The following is a 16294-nucleotide window of genomic DNA, read 5'->3' as shown; positions in this document are numbered from 1 at the left end:
CGGTCAGGCGGCGCTCGGCTGCGACGCCAGCCACGCCGCGTTCTCGCGCTTGAACGACTCCTCCGCGTCCGTCACCGCGATCGCCCACTCCTCCTCCGGCACGTCCACGAGCCGGTCGCCCAGTACCGCGAGGCCGTTGGCGGCGATGGAGTAGGTCAGGCGGAGCTTCTCGTACTGGCGCAGGCCGAGCCACGCGGCGCCACCGGCCACGATCGCCGCCATGACCCCGGAGATGTCGACGTCCCACCGGCCGAAGCCGCGGCCGGCCGCCAGCACGATCGCCACCAGCTCGCCCACGACGAGCAGCGCTCGCAGGCGGTTCGCGCGCACCCGGTGCTTTTCCGCGCTGAGCGAGTACCAGCGCTGCTGGTCGCCGATGCGGTCCGCGAGATAAGCCTTCCTGCGCTCCTCCAGCGGCTTGCCGCGCAACGCCGTCATGCGCGGGGTGGCGAGCTCGCTGGCGTTGCGGAACGACAGTCCGGCGCCGTCGCGCGCGACGACCTCGTTGATCCGGCGCTGGAACAGCTTCCTGGCCTCCGTGACCGGCATCGTCATCGGGAACGGGTTGCCGCCCACCGAATAACGCCACGCCAGCGACTTGGTGTCCTCGGCGATCGCGCGGCCGGCGGTCCAGTCGCGCTCCGGCCGTTGCGTCCACAGCATGATCTCCGCGAACAACGCGGCGAGGAACCCCACCAGCGCGACCAGCGCCCACAGGTCGAGCATCCCGACCTTCCAGCTCAGCGCGCCGCCGACGGCCGCGATCACGGCGCTGACCAGCCGCACCTTGCTCAGCCGCAGGGTCTGCCGCTGGCCGCGCACGGCGATCTCGTCCGCGTCGTGGAAGACGCTGGGGAAGTCCGCCTCGATCATGTGCCCTGTGTTATCACGCTTCGGGCCCTAACGGAGGCCGCTGGCAGGACGATGTAATGGTGTTCACCCGTTGAGCGGAGAGGGGTCATGGCCGACGAGAAGGCCTTCGCGGCGTTCATCTCGTACAGCCACGCCACGGACCACGAGCTGGGTCCGTTGCTGCAGGAGGGCATCGAGAAGTTCGCGAAGCCCTGGTACCGGCCGCGGGCGCGGCGGGTGTTCCTCGACAACTCCGTGCTGGCGGCTGAATCCGATCTCACGCAGGCGATTCTGGACGGGCTCTCGAGCGCGGAGAACTTCCTGCTGCTCGCCTCGCCGGCCTCCGCGCGGTCGCGCTGGGTCGCCGAGGAAGTGGCGTGGTGGCTGGAGAACCGCGATCGGCGCAGCCTCTTCGTCCTGCTCACGGACGGCGAAGCGGTGTGGGACAACGGTGTGCTGGACCAGGAGCGCACGAACGCGTTGCCGCAGGCGTTGCACGACATCCCCGAACCGCGCTGCGTCGACCTGCGCGGCGTCCGGCACGACCCGCGCGACCCCGGCTGGGAGTCGGTGCTGGCCGACGTCGTGGCACCGCTCGACGGCATCGAGAAGTCCGAGCTGATCGGGCACCACATCCGGGAACGCCGCCGCACCAAGCGAACCGTGGTCGCCACGATCTCCGTGCTGACTGTGCTGCTGGTCGCCGCCGTGATCTTCGCGGTCCGCTCGGAGCAGCAGAGCGACCGGGCACAGCAGCAGACGCTCGTCGCCACGTCACGCCAGCTGGTGGCGCAAGCTGCGGCCATTCGCGACTCACGGCCGAACATCGCACGTCAGCTGCTCGCCCAGGCGTACCGGATGTCGCCGACGGCGGAAGTGCTCGGGGCGTTGATGGAAAGCCCCTCGATCCCGCGGGTGGTGCCGACCGGCGGCACAGTCCGCGCGCTGGCGTTCGCGCCGAGCGGCGAGACGTTCGTGGCGGCGCGGGACAACGATCTCGTGGTCTACGAGGGGACGACCGAATGGAAACGCATCCCGCTGGGAGCGCAGATCCGGGACGTGGCGTTCCACCCGGACGGCAAGCACGTCGTGGCGGGGACCGAGCACACCACGATCATCGTCGACATCGCCGCGCCGGCGAAACAGCACGTGCGGCCGTCCGGTGCCGACTCGCTGGCGTTCGCGCCCGGCAAACCGGTGGTCGCCGCCGGCTCGACCTTGCTGGATCTCACCGAACCATTGGCGCCCAAAGAGATCGTGCGCATCGGACGGCCCGGTGACACCGCGATCAGTGCCGACGGCAACACCATCGCCGTTGCCGTCGGCGGATCGACGATCGAGCTGTGGGACGTCTCGGGGAAGCTGCGCGGAACGCTGACCGCGCGCGGCGAGGCCGTCTCGACGATGCGGTTCGCCCCCAGGGGATCGGTGCTCGCGGTGACCACGGCCGACCAGACGGTGCAGCTGTGGAACGCCACCAACCTGGAGCTCTACAGCGTGCTCACGGGCGCCGACCTGCACGTGCAGGCGCTGGCGTTCGCGCAGGACGCCTCGATGCTCGCGGTCGGCGACATCACCGGCGGAGTCGACCTCTGGGACGTCACCGACCTGGTCCAGCCGCGCGCGGGCCCGTCGCTGCCGGGACACATCGGCGGTGTTCAGGCGCTCGCGTTCCGGGCGGACTCCCGGGTGCTGGCGTCGGCTGCCGTCGACGGATCGCCCCAGCAGGACGTCGTGCGGCTGTGGCAGGTGCTCGCCGGGGCGCGCTCGGCCGCCGTGTCGGTGGTGCCAGCGGGTGGCAACGAGCTGGCGTTCGGTGTGAACCGGCTGCTCGCCACCGGCAGACCCACGACGCTCTACGACCTGAGCGACGCCGCCAACCCGCGCACCGTCCGCACGCTCCGGACGTTCAACGTCGTCGGCCAGCCCATCGCGTTCAGCCCCGACGGCACCAGACTCGCGGCGGGGCTGCCGATCGTGCTGATGGACCCGGCCAGTGCCGATCCGCCTGCGGTGAAACAGGAAAAGGGCACGTACCGCGTGGTGTTCAGCCCGGACGGCCGGCTGATCGGCGCGAAGGACATCGACGGCGTGACGCTCTGGACGCGTCAGGGCGACCACGCCGTCCAAGCCTCGAAGTTGCCGGACACCGCTGGAGCGGCGGCGCAGGGCATCGCGTTCAGCCAGGACAGCCGCAGCGCGGTGACCGTCGGTGCCAACGGGCAATCCGTGCAGCTGTGGGACATCGGCGACCCGGCCGGGCCGCGGCCGGCCCGCACGATGGACACGAAGGACGACCCGGTGGTCTCGGTGTTGTTCGGGCCGGGACCCGATCACGTGGTCGCCGGACACCACAGCGGCGTGATCAGCGTGTGGAACGTCGACGGCAGCCGGGTCACGTCCGTCAGCCTGCATCTCGGCCGGGTGCACAACCTCGCGATGCACCCCGACGGCCGGACGCTGGCCAGTGCGGGCGCGGCGGGCGAGGTGGCTCTCTGGGACGTCACCGACCCGTCCCGTCCGTTGGGGGTGTCGCAGCTGACGTCGGGACACACGTTCGACGACGCGTCCATCGCGTTCAGCCCGGACGGCACGTTGCTCGGCGGTGCGGACGGCACTCGCACGACCATCTGGAGCATCGACGTGCCGCAGTTGCTGGCGCGGCTGTGCGCGGACTCGCCGCGGATTCCGGAAACCGAGTGGCGGCAGTACCTTCCAGACATCCCTTACGACCCACCGTGTGCGTGAAGGGAGCTCCCCGTGAGACGTCTTCTCCCGTTGCTGTTGCTGCTGGCCGCCTGTGGCGACCCCGTGGCCGGCCCCAAGATCACCGGCGGACCGCAGGTGGTCAGCTCGATCGTCCAGACGGTCGGACCCGCCACCGGCGCCAAGCCGTCGCTTGCCAAGGCCTTCCGCGACCTGCGTGCCGTGGACTGGCAGCAGGCGACGCTGACCGCGGCCTTCTGCGGCGTGGAACAGCCGATCACGATGCGGGACGGCAAGGTGAACGCCACGTCCACGCTCTGGGGCGAGGTCGGGCTGTGGATCAACACCTTCAAGCCCGTCTGGTACGGCGACATCGATGCGGACGGCCAGGACGAGGCGGCGGTCAACGTCGGCTGTGACAACGGTGGCGGTACCGCGTCGAGCCAGCTCGCGTTCGGGCTCGTGGTGGTGCGTTCCCACGACGGCAACCTCGAACTGGTGGGGGAGATCGGCACGACGACGATGCGCGACGACGCGCCGCACGTGCCGTTGCTGACCGAGCCGCAGTTCGAGAAGGGCGCGATCACCGTCAAGGAGCTCTGGTACCGGCCGAGCGACGCCAACTGCTGCCCGAGCGGCGTCTCGCTGACCAGGTGGTGGCTGCGCGACGGCACTCTGAAAGCCGATCCGGCCGTGCAGGTGTCCTGACAGCTCCGACGACTTAGGCGTCCCGAAGGCTTGAACTGCGTAGTTCCGGGTGTAATCATCGGACCTCTCGCCGCCGCCCCGACGAGAAAAGCGATGGTCATGGCACTACGTCGTTTGTGTGTGGCCGTAGTGGCCGCGCTGCTCGCTGGCCTGGTCACGGTCGTCCTGCCTGCCGCCGCGCAGGCCGAGGTGCAACACCCGAGACAGGAGTGGCTGCGCAAGTCCACCGCCGGCCTGTTCCTGCACTGGGGCATGTTCACCGCCCCGAAGCACCTGAACTGCGCCGAGTGGGAGCGCGACGTCACCGGCGGCGGGTGGACCCCCGACTACTGGATCGACGAGGCCCAGAAGCTCGGCGCCTCCTACGTCGTGCTCGCGACGTTCCACTCCCGCCTCGGCTACGCGCGCCCGTGGCCGTCGAAGATCCCCGGCAGCTGCGCGACCCAGCGCGACCTGCTCGGTGAGCTCACCAAGGCGGGCAAGGCCAAGGGCGTCAAGGTCATCCTCTACATGACCGACGACCCGCAGTGGCACAGCGAGCAGGGCGTGCAGATGCTCGACTCCGCCGCCTACTCCGCCCACAAGGGCGAGCAGGTCGACCTCACCACGCGCGAGGGCTTCGGCAAGTACAGCTACGACCTCTTCTTCGAGGTCATGAAGAACTACAACGACCTCGCGGGCTTCTGGATCGACAACGACAACGAGTACTGGGAGCGCAACAAGCTCTACGAGCAGATCCGGCAGCTGCAGCCCACCTGGTTGTTGAGCAACAACAACGAGGACACGCCGATCATGGACACGGTCTCGAACGAGCAGAAGACCGGCATGTTCCCGTCCTACGACTACCCGGCCGCGACGTTCACGCCGATGCCGCGGCTCTCCGAGGCCTGCTACAAGCTGCCCAACACCGGCGACTGGTGGTACGACGGCGGCAACCACGCCGTCGACACGCGCCTGAACACCGGCCGGTACATCACCAACGCGGGCTCGTCGATCAAGTCGCTGATGGCCGAGACGCCGATGGTGAACGGTCGCATGCCCGCGCAGCAGGAGGCGTACAACAACTTCATGTCGACCTGGGTGCCGCCGATCCGCGAGTCCATCCAGGGCGTCGAGGGCGCCGGATACCTGTACGGCGGTATGCAGCCGGGGTTCTGGAACGACGGCGCGCACGGCGTGATCACCATCAACCCGACGACCGGCAAGCAGTACGTGCACGTGGTCACTCGCCCGCGCGCAGACTTCGTTCGGTTGCGGGACAACGGGTATCGGGTCACGGGCGTGCGGGACCTGCGGACCGGCGAGCGGATGAAGTTCTCGCAGTCCGCCGGGCACCTGACGATCGAGGGCATCACCGCGTGGGACGAGTACGACACCGTGTTCGCGGTGGAAACGGCCGGACAGCAAGGGTTCTACGACGGCGTCAAGGCCTACGCCACGTCCTCTGAGGCCGGTTTCCCCGCCGCGAACCTGACCGACGGCAGCTTCGAGACGTACTGGGACGCCAACGCTGCCCAGCCCGTCTCGATCTCGCTGGACCTCGGGCGCCGCAAGGAGGCCGCGTTCCTCGCGATCAACCAGCGCGAGTCGTCGCCGACGCACGCCCGCGTGTCGTTCGGCCGTCCCGAGGACTCGTCGCGGATCAAGAACTACCAGCTGACGGCGTCCGACGACGGCCGCGACTGGCGGCACGTCCGCACTGGTGCCTTGCCTTCCGCGCGTGGCACCCAGTTCGTCGACATCGGTGCGGTCAACGCCCGGTGGCTCCGGCTGACCGTGCTCGACACGTGGGGTGGTCCACAAGCTCCGGTCTACTTCAAGGAACTGAAGATCGACGAGATCCGGGTCGGCCACAGCTACCCGCGGTCGGTCCGGGACGGTGCACTGGAGGCTGAGGACGCCGTGCGGTCGGGTTCGGCGCGCAGCGAGTTCTGCAAGGCCTGTTCCGGTTCGCGCCAGGTGACCGGGTTTGATGGCGAGCGCAACGCCGTGACCTACCGCGATGTTTCCGTTGCTGCTGCCGGGACTTACAACCTGCGGCTGGACCTGACGTCGGCTGCGGCGTCGTCGGTCTCGGTGTCGGTGAACGGCGCCGCTCCGGTTTCCGTTGCGGTGCCTGCCGATCGTGCCGACGTGCCCGGCCCGACGTCGCTCGCGGTGCCGTTGAACACCGGGCGCAACACGGTGAAGGTGTTCAGCACGGGCAAGTCGGTCGGCCTGGACCGGATCGCGGTCGGTGGCCTGCCGCCGGCGAACTACACGCCGAAGACGACATTGACCGTGCAACCCCATGGCATCCAATGGGTCGCGCCGGGGCAGCAGTCCGTGAAGATCACCGCCCGCCTGCGCCTCGACGCCGACGACCAGATCGACAACGTGTCGCTGGTGCCGGTGTTGCCGGCCGGGTGGACGTTGACCGGTTCGCCCGCCACGCGCGCCTCGATGCGGCTGGCCGGTGTGCTGGAAGGGGTCTGGACCGCTGTTTCGCCTGCCGGACAAGACGTCGGCTCGGTCAGCATTCCGGTCAACGCGTCGTTCCAGCTGCTGAGCTCGGACCGCAAGGTGTCGGGTGCGGTGCCGGTGCGGACCAGGCCCGCTGACCGCGTGTTCGTGCGGGAGGCGGAGGACTCGGCGAACATGTTCGGCAGCACGGGTCTCACCGGGTGCGGCGCGTGTTCGGGCAGCGAGAAGGTGCGCAACATCGGTGGCAGCCCGGAGGCTTCCGTGACCTTCCCGAACGTGGTCGTGCCCGAGGCTCGCGCGTACCGGTTGTTCATCCAGTTCACGGTGAACGGGCCGCGGTCGTACTTCGTGTCGGTGAACGGTGCTGCGCCGGTCGAGGTCAAGCTGAACGGGCTCGGGAACAACACCCCGTACGTGGCCGAGATCCCGGTGACGTTGAACGCCGGGGCGAACACGATCAAGTTCGGCAACGACACCGCCGGTGCGCCTGATCTGGACCAGATCGCGCTCGCCTGAACCCGTTGCGCGGAACGGCACCCTGCCTCGGTAGGGTGCCGTTCTCATGGGGGAAGAACTTCAGGGCTGGCAAGGCTTTCCGTCCGCCGGCTGGCAGAGCGCGAACGCCGTGCGGCGCAGGCTCGACGCGGGCGCCGACCCGAACACAGGCCCGTTCTGGATGACGCCACTGCACTGCGCGGTCGAATTCGGGACGGCCGAGACCGTGGCGGAGGTGGCCGCTCGGGTCGACGACGTCGATCAGCTGAACGACGGCCGGAGCGCGTTGTGGCGGGCCGTGTACGAGGGCAAGCCCGACATCGCGCAGGCGTTGCTTGCCGCCGGGGCGGATCCGGTGCGCCCCATGATGTCCGGCTGGTCGCCGGCTCGGCTGAGCCGCGCGACCCGGCACGTCATCCCGTCCGACGAGGTGCTGACCGGCGCCGAGCAGCTGGCGGTCCGCGAGGCCGGCCGGCTGATCCTCGCGCTGAAGGACTTCCCGCACTACGACGGCTACAGCATGGCCTGCGTCGCGGGCATCGACGCGGCGGAGGCGACCCGCAGGCTGAACGCCACCGTGGTGCCCGCCGCCGACGTCCCGCCCACGGTTCCGGCGGGGGACTGGTGGCCCGCTCCGTTCGGCGACGACACCGAGCTCGCGGTCAGCGTCACGGACGTGCCCGGCGGCTGCATCCTGGTGCAACCCTGGTTCTACCTCATCCAGACACCCGACATGATGGAGCTGCTGTCCGCGGGCACCGTCGCGTACGGCATGTACGCCAACCCCAAGAGCGGCAACCAGGGCAACATCCACCGCGACGGCCGGACCATCGGCTGGGACCTGCATCCCGGCGGCGGCCCGAGCGAGCGGGACAGCACGTTCGAGGTGCTCCTCGCGCATCTCTACGAAGGCCAGGCCGTGGCCTACTGCTGCGCCTACGCGGGCCTGCGGCCGAAGAACAACAAGGCGTTCACTGAGCCGGACCAGTGGATTCTCCTTCCTGGTCTCAGCCTCCTGAGCGCATGATGGGTGAATGCTGGAGGCACTGCGGCGGCAGCTGAGCGACGGCCTGTTCGAGAAGGTCGCGGGTCCGGAGCGGGAGAAGCACGCGCGGCGGATCCACGACGCGCCCGGCCCGCGCATGTTCGCCGAAGACCGGCCGATCCGGCACGTTCACGCAGATCACGCCATGTTCATCGGCGGGCTGCGGGCGTTGCTGTTGCAGTCGTTGCACCCGCTCGCGATGGCGGCGGTCGCCCAGCACTCGGACTACCGCACCGATCCGTGGGGACGGTTGCAGCGCACCAGCCTGTTCGTCGGCGTGACCACCTACGGGAGCGTCAAGGACGCACAGGAAGCGATCTCACGGCTCGCGCGCGTGCACTCGTTCATCCACGGCACGGCGCCGGACGGACGGGCCTACCGCGCCGACGACCCGCACCTGCTGGGCTGGGTGCACGTGGCCGAGGTCGACAGCTTCCTGCGCTGCCACCAGAAGTACGGCGAGAAACCGCTCGACGACTACGACGGTTACGTCGCCGACATGGCGGTCATCGCGGACGCCATGGGCGTTCCGGATCCGCCACGCACGAAGGCCGAGCTCGACGCACGGCTGGTCGCTTACCGGCCCGAGCTGGAGGGCACGCGCGAGGCTCGGGAGGCGGCGCGTTTCCTGCTGCTGAAAGCGCCGCTGCCGCTGCTCGCGAAAGGGCCGTACGCGGTCTTGTCGGCGTCGGCGGTGGCCACCCTGCCCGTGTGGGCGCGGATTCCGCTGCGGCTGCCGTACCTGCCGATCGCCGAGGCCACCGGAGTGCGGTTCGCGGGCCACGCGTTGATGCGCGGCCTGCGGTGGGTCACGAGCTGAGGAAGTCCATCACCAGCGGCGTGGCTTCGGCTTTGAACTCCTCGAAGTAGCCATGCCGAGCGCCTGCGATGAGGTGCAGCCGCGCGCCGTGGATCCGTTCGGTGATCAACGGGGCGTTGGCCGTGGGGTTGAAGATGTCCTCGGTCCCGTGCACGACGAGCGTCGGCGCGGTGATCGTCGGCAGCACGTCCCACGCGTCGTGCTCGCCGCTCGCGAAGAGGTGCCGTTTGCGGGCGTGCGGTGGCATGTTCGGGTCGCCGAGCGTGTTGTACGGGCCTTTGTACGCGGGCGTGTACATCAGGTCTTCCAACGCTTTGCGCGCCTTCATCGGGTCGATCTGCGCCAACGACTTGCGCACCGCGGCGCTGCGCTCGATCGCGTTCGGCCCGCCCGGTGACGTGCAGCCCAGCACCAGCCGGTCGACGCGATCGCCGTACGAGGCCGCGATCCACTGCGCGATCCGGCCGCCCATCGACGTGCCGTAGACGTGCGCCCGGTCGATGCCGGCGTCGTCGAGGATCGCGATGCAGTCCGAGGCGAACAGCTGCGTGCTGTACGGGGCGTCGGGCTTGTCGCTGGCACCGGTGCCGCGGTGGTCGGTGACGATCGTCGTGAACTCTTTGGCGAGTTCGGGCTGCACCTGCGTCCACCAGCGGGAGGAGTTGGCCTGGCCCGCGATCAGCAGCAGGGGAGGCCCTGAGCCTTCGATCGAGTAGAAGAGCTTGGTTCCGTCTGCGGCACGAGCGTGGGGCACGACTGGGCAGTCTAGGACCTTGACTTTGACGTTGATGGTCTAGTCCAATTCGAATGACCCCCTGCCGGCCGCCACGTTAGGGACGGAGCAACCATGCTGTTGTTCGCTCGAATAAGCGCGGTCGCCGCACTGGTGCTCGGCACCGTGATCGTGAGCCTCGCCCCTGCCAGCGCCGCCGGTGTCACGGCGACGTTCACCAAGCAGTCCTGGGACACCGGGTACACCGCCACGGTGACGATCAAGAACGGGACCAGCGCGGCCATCAGCTCCTGGAAGGTCGAGTTCGACTACCCGGCGTCCACGTCCGTCGGTGCCTACTGGGACTCGCTGCTCACCAAGAGCGGCAACCACTACGCGTTCGTCAACCGCGAGTACAACGGCTCGGTCGCGCCCGGTGCCAGCGTCACGTTCGGCTACAACGCAAGCGGCACTGCCGACCCGGTGAACTGCACGATCAACGGCGCGGCGTGCACGGGTGGTACCTCACCCACTTCAACGACCACCACTACGACGACGACCACCACCACGACCACCACGACCGGCCCGCCTCCCACGGGTTCGTTGCCGCGCAAGGTGCTCGTCGGGTACCTGCACGCCAGCTTCGCCAACGGTTCCGGCTACACCCGCATGCGCGACGTGCCGGACGAGTGGGACGTCATCAACCTGTCGTTCGCCGAGCCCACCAGCGCGACGAGCGGTGAGCTGCGGTTCGCGCAGTGCCCGGTCGCGGAGTGCCCGAACGTCGAGTCCGAGGCCGACTTCATCGCGGGCATCAGGGCCCAGCAGCAGAAGGGCAAGAAGGTCCTGATCTCCATCGGCGGCCAGAACGGCCAGGTGCGGCTGGAGACCACGGCCGCGCGCGACGCGTTCGTGCGGTCGGCTTCGGCGATCATCGACAAGTACGGCCTGAACGGGCTCGACGTCGACTTCGAGGGCCACTCGCTCTCGTTGAACGCCGGCGACACCGACTTCCGCAACCCGACCACGCCGGTGATCGTGAACCTGATCTCGGCCCTGCGGTCGCTGAAGTCCCGCTACGGCGCGGGTTTCGTGCTCACGATGGCGCCGGAGACGTTCTTCGTGCAGGTCGGCTACCAGTTCTACGGCGGCGCGGGCGGCGGCGACGCGCGCACGGGCGCCTATCTGCCCGTGATCGAGGCGATGCGCAACGATCTGACGTTGCTGCACGTGCAGGACTACAACTCCGGACCTGTGATGGGCCTGGACAACCAGTACCACTTCATGGGCGGCGCGGACTTCCACGTCGCGATGACCGACATGGTGCTCGCCGGGTTCCCGGTGCGCGGTGACACGTCGAAGGTGTTCGCTCCGTTGCGCCAGGAGCAGGTCGCGATCGGCCTGCCCGCGTCCGTCAACGCGGGCAACGGTTTCACCTCCGTCGCCGACGTGCACACCGCGCTCGACTGCCTCACCAAGGGCACGCGGTGTGGCAGCTACCAGCCGAAGGGCGTCTACCCGAACCTGCGCGGCCTGATGACGTGGTCGATCAACTGGGACAAGTTCAACAACTTCGAGTTCTCCAAGTCCCACCGCGCCTACCTGCCGAGGTGACCGCTCAGGGTGCGTCGATCTTGAAGGGGTCGTGCTCGGTCAGCAGCTTGTCCAGGCGGGCTCTGTCCACGCGGCTGGAGATGTAGGTGTCCTCCTGCCGGTCCCTGAGCACCTTGGCCAGTGTGAACGCCGAGGTGACGGTGTAGAGCATCGCGATGCCCAGGAACGCGCGGACCCAGCCGTCGACGGGGAGGAACACGACCCCGATGGCGACGGCGGTGAGCGAGAGACCGAAGGAGACGACCGCCTGCGCGTAGAAGGCGGCGGTCGTCGGGGTGTGCGAGGAGGTGGCGGAAGTCATGATCCCGAGCGTCCTGCGTGGCGCTCGGGATGTCATGAGTACCTCTACTCACTTAGGCCAGCGTGGACCAGAACTCCAGCTCGTAGGCCTGCAGCAGGCGGCCGTAGCGCCACGCGTGCTTCGGCTGCCAACCGGAGTCCAGTGCCGCCTGCACGGCCGCGATCGCGCGCTCCTCGAGCTGCGGGGCGGGCGTGGCGAAGAAGTCGACGAACGCGCACGCTTCGTCGTCGAACCCGTAGTGCTCGCGCAGACCCTTGGCCATGCGGGCGCAGTAGCCGCCCCACGCGGTGAAGTTGGCCAGGATCGCGAGGATCACGTCGGTCGGCTCGCCGTTGAGGGCCATCCACGCCTGGTACGCCGGGTAGGCCTGGCAACCGGGGTAGGGCTCGTAGTTCTGGAACTCCTTGGCCGACATGCCGGCGGCCTGCGCGAGCGGTGCAAGCATCGGCAGCACGAGCTCCTCGCCGCCGGCCAGCAGGGTGAAGAACGCGCGTGCGTTGGGCTCCTGCGCCTTCGCCGCGAGCGTGAGGAATGTTCGCCAGTCCGACGACACGATGTGGTTTTCCTCCGCGGCGAACGTCGCGATCACGGCGCGCGGAGCCTGTCCGGTTTCGATCAGTTTCACCACGAGGTTGTCGTGCTCACCGGGGTGCAGCTCCGTCCGGATGCGCGTGACCAGCTCTTTTGCGTTCATGGACCATGATTCTTCCGCACCGGGGAAATCGTTGGCCACCAGAAGCCGGTTCGGGGAGCATCTTCGCTCGTGGCTGAACACACCTACCGAGTACTCGTCCGAGGCCGCTTCGCCGACCTGACCGACGATCAGCGCGCGACGCTGCGGGAGCACCTGCAGGGCTTCGACTTCCTGCGCAGCGGCGGGTTCTGCGAGGAGGGCGCGCTGACGTTCGACGAGAAGCTCGACTTCTTCAGCTACCGCGTCATCCTGACCGCCGCCGAGAAGCCGGACGAGGCAGGACTGCGGCGCGCGACCGCGGCCCTCGACGCTTTCGGCGTCGACTACCGCGGCCTGCGCGCCACCGTCACGGACATGGACGAGATGAAGATCAACCGCCCGAAGCGGTTGGCGTGAGCCGCGTTTCCAGCACCACCGCCGCGTCCAGGGCCAGGTCTTCCCGGTACAGCCGGGAGATCACCTGGACGCCGGTGGGCAGCCCGTCGCGCAGCCCCGTCGGCACCGCGACCGACGGCAGCCCGGCGAACGACGTCGCCTCGCACAGCTTCATCGCCTCGAAGTAGTCGGCGAGGGCCTCGGGGCTGCGGCGGTCCTGGTCCGGTTCGAACGACGGCGTCGTGCTGACCGGGCCGACCACCACCGGGTATCGGTCCAGCAGCCGCGCCCACTCGCGCTGGACGGACAGCCTGGTGCCGGTGAGCGCCAGGAACTCGCCGAGGTCGAGGGCCGGCCGCACCGCCAGCAGGTTCCGCGCGTACCCGGCGAGATCCTCACCGGCGAACGCGACGTACTCGTCGAACCCCAGCGCGATCGGCGTGGCGACCATCCGCATGGCCAGCTCCGACGACTCGTCGACCCGCGGCGGCGTGACCGCCTCGACCTCGTAGCCCGCGTCCACCAGCCGTTTCGCCGCCTCCTCGACCACGGGATCGCCCGGCACGAAACCGGCGATCCTGGCGACCGGCGCACCGGCGGCCGGTACCGGCACCGTGCGCGGGTCGGCCGGATCAGCACCGCACAGCAGGTCGTGCACCATCCTCAGGTCGGCGACGGTGCGGGCGAGCGGGCCTTCGACCGTCATGACCCGGGTGGGGAACGACGGATCTGGCTGGCCGTAGATCGTGCCCTGCGGGTAACGCCCGTAGCTCGGCTTCAAAGCGCAGATGCCGTTCAGGAACGCGGGCAGCCGCAGCGAACGCCACCGTCGTTGCCGATCCCGATGCGCACCATGCCCGTCGCCACCGCGACCGCGTCACCTCCGGAGCTGCCACCGGGTGACTTCGAGGCGTCCCACGGGTTGATGGTGTGTCCGGCCAGTTCGCTGTACGTGTGCATGCCTCTGGCGTTCAACGTCGGCATGTTCGCATGGGCGATCGGCGTGGCCCCGGCGGCCCGCAGCCGCGCCACGATCGGTGCGTCGGACGACTTCACGTTGCCGGTCAACGACTTCATGCCGTGCGTGGTGGCCGCGCCCGCGACGTCGATGTTGGCCTTGACCGAGAACAGGACGCCGGCGAGCGGGCCGGTCGGCTCGTCCGGCTCCTCGAACACGGTGGTCAAGGCGTTGTACACGGAGTTCAAGGACTCGATGTGCTGCAACTGCTCAGTGAACATCCCCATGCTCCGGTCTATGCGGACCAGAGCACGGGGATGCGCAGTCGAAAACCGATTGAACCGCTGAGTGGAATTTTTGGGCAGGACCGTTACGGGTAATTCGCCAGGTAAGCCTCGGTGGAGCCGGCGGTCACCCGTCCGCCCGAGTTGTTGATGATTCGCTCGATGGTGCCCTTGCCGCCCAACGAGATCGTCACCATGCTGTGGAACCTGACGCCCGGCGTGTTCGGCACTTCGAACGCCCGGTCCGCCACCACACTCGGGTTGGCGTTGGCGAAGATGTAGCTGCCCAAGCCCCACGCCTCGTGCGTGGTGACGTGGTTGGCCACCTTGTACGCCGCGTAGCCGCGCGTGGAGCCGTTCATCCACGCCGCCTGGTTCGGCACCTCGTACGGCATCTCGTTCTGGTAGAAGTACGTCCGGCCGCCCTGGCCGTTCCAGATGGTCTGGTACTTCTGGTAGTGCTCCACGAAGAGGCCGTACATCGTCACGTTGTTGCCGTTGACGATCAACCCGGTGTCGGCCCGGTTCACGTCCCAGCCGACGCCGTAGGAGTGGTCGCCGCGCCACAGCCAGAGGTGGTCACCGATCACGTTGTGACTGTTGACGACCAATGAGGTCGTGGCCCGCCCGACCGCCGAACCGCCGATGCGCACGTACAGGTCGTGCATCGAAGTCGGGTTGGCCGCGTGGTTGGCGTTGCTGCCCGGTGCTCCGATCTGCATCAGCAACGGCGAGTTCGTCGGAGCCGCGTCCAGCAGCAGGCCGGCGATCTTCACACCGTCCACATCGGCCACGTCGAGCGCCATGTTCCCGTTGGTGGGCATGACGGTCGCGAGTCCCAGGCCGAACACGACGGTGTCCGGACGGGTGACCCGGATCGGCTCGCTCACCTGGTGGATGCCCGGCGTGAGCAGCAGGTGCTTGCCCGCTGCGAGCTGCTGGTTCATCGTGGCGGCCGACGTGCCCGGCTTGGCGACGAAGAAGTCCGTCAGCGGGATGTTCGTGCCCTGCTGGTTGCCGCTCGCCCACGTGGTGCCGCTGGTGTTGGTGCGCAGCGACGGGACGAAGACGCTGTACTTGCCGTTGCCGTCGATGTTCAGGAACGGCTTCTCACGCACGACAGGGGTCTGCGCGACCGTCGTGTACGGCGGCTCGGGGAACGTGTTCTGCGGTGCGTTGCGGGCGCCGACGAACACCATGTTCCAGTTCTCGCCGGTCCACGAGCCCCACTCGGTGTTGCGCGACAGCCACTGCTGCTGGCTGCCCGACCGCACCTGGCCCGTGACCACCGAGTCGGCCAGGAAACCACCGCTGGACCAGCCGTTGTCGTCGAGCTGCATGTTGCCGTGGACGTGCGTGCGGCGCATCGCGGAGGCCTGCGAGACGGCCCACGTGTTGGTGCCGCCCGGCGGCCGGATCGCGAGGTTCTCGGCGCCACGCCAGAAGTTGTGCGTCGCGTTGCCCTCGAACCAGTCGGCCTCGACGTGCACCTGGCCGTTGATGTTCACCTGGTCCGGGTTCAGGCCGAGCCCGAGGACCTGGGTGAAGAAGCCGATGTTCACGTCGACGTTGTAGCTGCCGGGCTTGAACATGATCGCGTACCGGCGCGCGTCGTACTGACCCTCTTCCTGCGTGCGGAAGACCTCGTTGAGCCGCGCCTGGATGGTGCTGGCGGGCATCGACGGGTCGAAGATCAGCACGTTCGGGCCGAAGTCGGGCTGGTTCGGGTCCGGCGGCGCCGGCGTGCTGAGCCGGAAGGCCTGGGCGTTGGTGCCGTTGCAGGTGTACTGCACCAACTGGACGTCGTTGGTCGTCGCGCCGGGCACGTCGAGGCACTTGCCGCTGTGACGGCTCACGAACCGGTAGGTGTCGGTCCCCACCTGTTCGGGGCGCCACTGCTGGTTGTTCGCGTTGAAGTTCTGCCACATGTGGATCAGCGCGTTGTCCGTTGTGGACACGTTCGAGACGTCCCAGACAGCGCCTTCGCCGACCGTGAAATAGCCGTCGCTCGTCGGCGCGAACTTCCAGGTCTGACCGGAGCAGGTCTGTTGGCGGAGCTGTGCGCCGTTGGCCGATCCCAGCGATTCGACACACTTTCCGCTGCCGACGTTCGTCACTTGATAAGCGGTTCCGGGCACCACGTCGGCCTGCGCCGCGACCGTCCACACCGGAACGATCGCTGCTGCTGCCAACGCTGCCACCAGCAGGGGTGTTCTCACGGCTCACAGGGTGGAGCTGGTTTGTTGCAACCGTCAACGAACTTGCCT

The 16294-nt window shown here is 68.5% G+C and carries 14 protein-coding genes; 7 read left to right on the top strand and 7 right to left on the bottom strand.

The features are described 5' to 3' along the window. Window positions 1–3: 3 nt before the first annotated feature. Window positions 4–873: a DUF4231 domain-containing protein gene (locus tag DI276_RS02080; protein WP_112261517.1), complete on the bottom strand. Its 870-nt coding sequence runs from the start codon at window positions 871–873 to the stop codon at window positions 4–6. Between the two features lie 87 nt (window positions 874–960). Here DI276_RS02080 and DI276_RS02075 point away from each other — a divergent pair, with 87 nt between their 5' ends. From DI276_RS02075 to DI276_RS02055, 5 genes are all read left to right on the top strand, one after another. Beyond that, window positions 961–3600 (top strand): TIR domain-containing protein, encoded by a 2640-nt coding sequence (locus DI276_RS02075; protein WP_112261516.1) that lies wholly within the window; start codon window positions 961–963, stop codon window positions 3598–3600. Window positions 3601–3612: 12 nt separating this feature from the next. Continuing rightward, the gene (locus DI276_RS02070; RefSeq protein ID WP_157984466.1) at window positions 3613–4266 is read left to right on the top strand and encodes a hypothetical protein; all 654 of its coding nucleotides are present in this window, start codon (window positions 3613–3615) and stop codon (window positions 4264–4266) included. A gap of 99 nt (window positions 4267–4365) precedes the next feature. Then, the gene (locus DI276_RS02065; RefSeq protein ID WP_112261740.1) at window positions 4366–7245 is read left to right on the top strand and encodes an alpha-L-fucosidase; all 2880 of its coding nucleotides are present in this window, start codon (window positions 4366–4368) and stop codon (window positions 7243–7245) included. 46 nt (window positions 7246–7291) lie between these two features. Further along, the gene (locus tag DI276_RS02060) at window positions 7292–8251 is read left to right on the top strand and encodes an ankyrin repeat domain-containing protein (RefSeq protein ID WP_112261514.1); all 960 of its coding nucleotides are present in this window, start codon (window positions 7292–7294) and stop codon (window positions 8249–8251) included. A gap of 7 nt (window positions 8252–8258) precedes the next feature. Next, window positions 8259–9089: an oxygenase MpaB family protein gene (locus tag DI276_RS02055; RefSeq protein ID WP_112261513.1), complete on the top strand. Its 831-nt coding sequence runs from the start codon at window positions 8259–8261 to the stop codon at window positions 9087–9089. Here DI276_RS02055 and DI276_RS02050 read toward each other — a convergent pair. After that, complete coding sequence (locus DI276_RS02050; RefSeq protein ID WP_112261512.1) at window positions 9079–9843, bottom strand: alpha/beta fold hydrolase; 765 nt, start codon at window positions 9841–9843, stop codon at window positions 9079–9081. The two genes, DI276_RS02055 and DI276_RS02050, sit on opposite strands and share 11 nt — an antisense overlap. 93 nt (window positions 9844–9936) lie before the next feature. Here DI276_RS02050 and DI276_RS02045 point away from each other — a divergent pair, with 93 nt between their 5' ends. Next, window positions 9937–11415, top strand: coding sequence for a chitinase (locus DI276_RS02045; protein ID WP_112261511.1), 1479 nt, complete (start codon window positions 9937–9939; stop codon window positions 11413–11415). 4 nt (window positions 11416–11419) lie between these two features. On the opposite strand, the gene DI276_RS02040 is transcribed toward DI276_RS02045, so the two are convergent. Both DI276_RS02040 and DI276_RS02035 read right to left on the bottom strand, forming a co-directional pair. Next, window positions 11420–11716 (bottom strand): YiaA/YiaB family inner membrane protein, encoded by a 297-nt coding sequence (locus DI276_RS02040; RefSeq protein WP_112261510.1) that lies wholly within the window; start codon window positions 11714–11716, stop codon window positions 11420–11422. A gap of 52 nt (window positions 11717–11768) precedes the next feature. Then, window positions 11769–12410 carry a thiaminase II/PqqC family protein gene (locus tag DI276_RS02035; protein WP_112261509.1) on the bottom strand — a complete coding sequence of 214 codons (642 nt, stop codon included), beginning with the start codon at window positions 12408–12410 and terminating at the stop codon, window positions 11769–11771. A gap of 69 nt (window positions 12411–12479) precedes the next feature. Between DI276_RS02035 and DI276_RS02030 the strand changes: the two genes are divergently transcribed. After that, window positions 12480–12806 carry a DUF6204 family protein gene (locus tag DI276_RS02030; protein ID WP_112261508.1) on the top strand — a complete coding sequence of 109 codons (327 nt, stop codon included), beginning with the start codon at window positions 12480–12482 and terminating at the stop codon, window positions 12804–12806. On the opposite strand, the gene DI276_RS52915 is transcribed toward DI276_RS02030, so the two are convergent. The 3 genes from DI276_RS52915 to DI276_RS02015 form a co-directional block, all read right to left on the bottom strand. Beyond that, complete coding sequence (locus DI276_RS52915; protein WP_157984465.1) at window positions 12781–13566, bottom strand: amidase family protein; 786 nt, start codon at window positions 13564–13566, stop codon at window positions 12781–12783. The two genes, DI276_RS02030 and DI276_RS52915, sit on opposite strands and share 26 nt — an antisense overlap. Window positions 13567–13580: 14 nt before the next feature. Continuing rightward, window positions 13581–14030, bottom strand: a complete 450-nt coding sequence (locus tag DI276_RS52910; RefSeq protein WP_112261506.1) for an amidase family protein — start codon at window positions 14028–14030, stop codon at window positions 13581–13583. A gap of 83 nt (window positions 14031–14113) precedes the next feature. After that, a complete protein-coding gene (locus DI276_RS02015) occupies window positions 14114–16246 on the bottom strand; it encodes an RICIN domain-containing protein (protein WP_232836388.1) in 2133 nt (710 codons plus the stop codon). Window positions 16247–16294 lie beyond the last annotated feature (48 nt).

The organism is Lentzea terrae (genome assembly GCF_003265345.1).
Classification (GTDB): Bacteria; Actinomycetota; Actinomycetes; order Mycobacteriales; family Pseudonocardiaceae; genus Lentzea; species Lentzea terrae.
The sequence above is the reverse complement of the archived record's forward strand: the minus strand, read 5'-3'. Positions and strand labels throughout refer to the sequence as shown.

What these genes read in the sequence shown, in the direction of transcription:
- DI276_RS02065 (WP_112261740.1), top strand. Translation starts at nt 4,366, where the DNA reads ATGGCACTACGTCGTTTGTGTGTGGCCGTAGTGGCCGCGCTGCTCGCT.
- DI276_RS02040 (WP_112261510.1), bottom strand. Translation starts at nt 11,716, where the DNA reads ATGACTTCCGCCACCTCCTCGCACACCCCGACGACCGCCGCCTTCTAC.
- DI276_RS02075 (WP_112261516.1), top strand. Translation starts at nt 961, where the DNA reads ATGGCCGACGAGAAGGCCTTCGCGGCGTTCATCTCGTACAGCCACGCC.
- DI276_RS02080 (WP_112261517.1), bottom strand. Translation starts at nt 873, where the DNA reads ATGATCGAGGCGGACTTCCCCAGCGTCTTCCACGACGCGGACGAGATC.
- DI276_RS02055 (WP_112261513.1), top strand. Translation starts at nt 8,259, where the DNA reads ATGCTGGAGGCACTGCGGCGGCAGCTGAGCGACGGCCTGTTCGAGAAG.
- DI276_RS52910 (WP_112261506.1), bottom strand. Translation starts at nt 14,030, where the DNA reads ATGGGGATGTTCACTGAGCAGTTGCAGCACATCGAGTCCTTGAACTCC.
- DI276_RS02045 (WP_112261511.1), top strand. Translation starts at nt 9,937, where the DNA reads ATGCTGTTGTTCGCTCGAATAAGCGCGGTCGCCGCACTGGTGCTCGGC.
- DI276_RS02035 (WP_112261509.1), bottom strand. Translation starts at nt 12,410, where the DNA reads ATGAACGCAAAAGAGCTGGTCACGCGCATCCGGACGGAGCTGCACCCC.
- DI276_RS02060 (WP_112261514.1), top strand. Translation starts at nt 7,292, where the DNA reads ATGGGGGAAGAACTTCAGGGCTGGCAAGGCTTTCCGTCCGCCGGCTGG.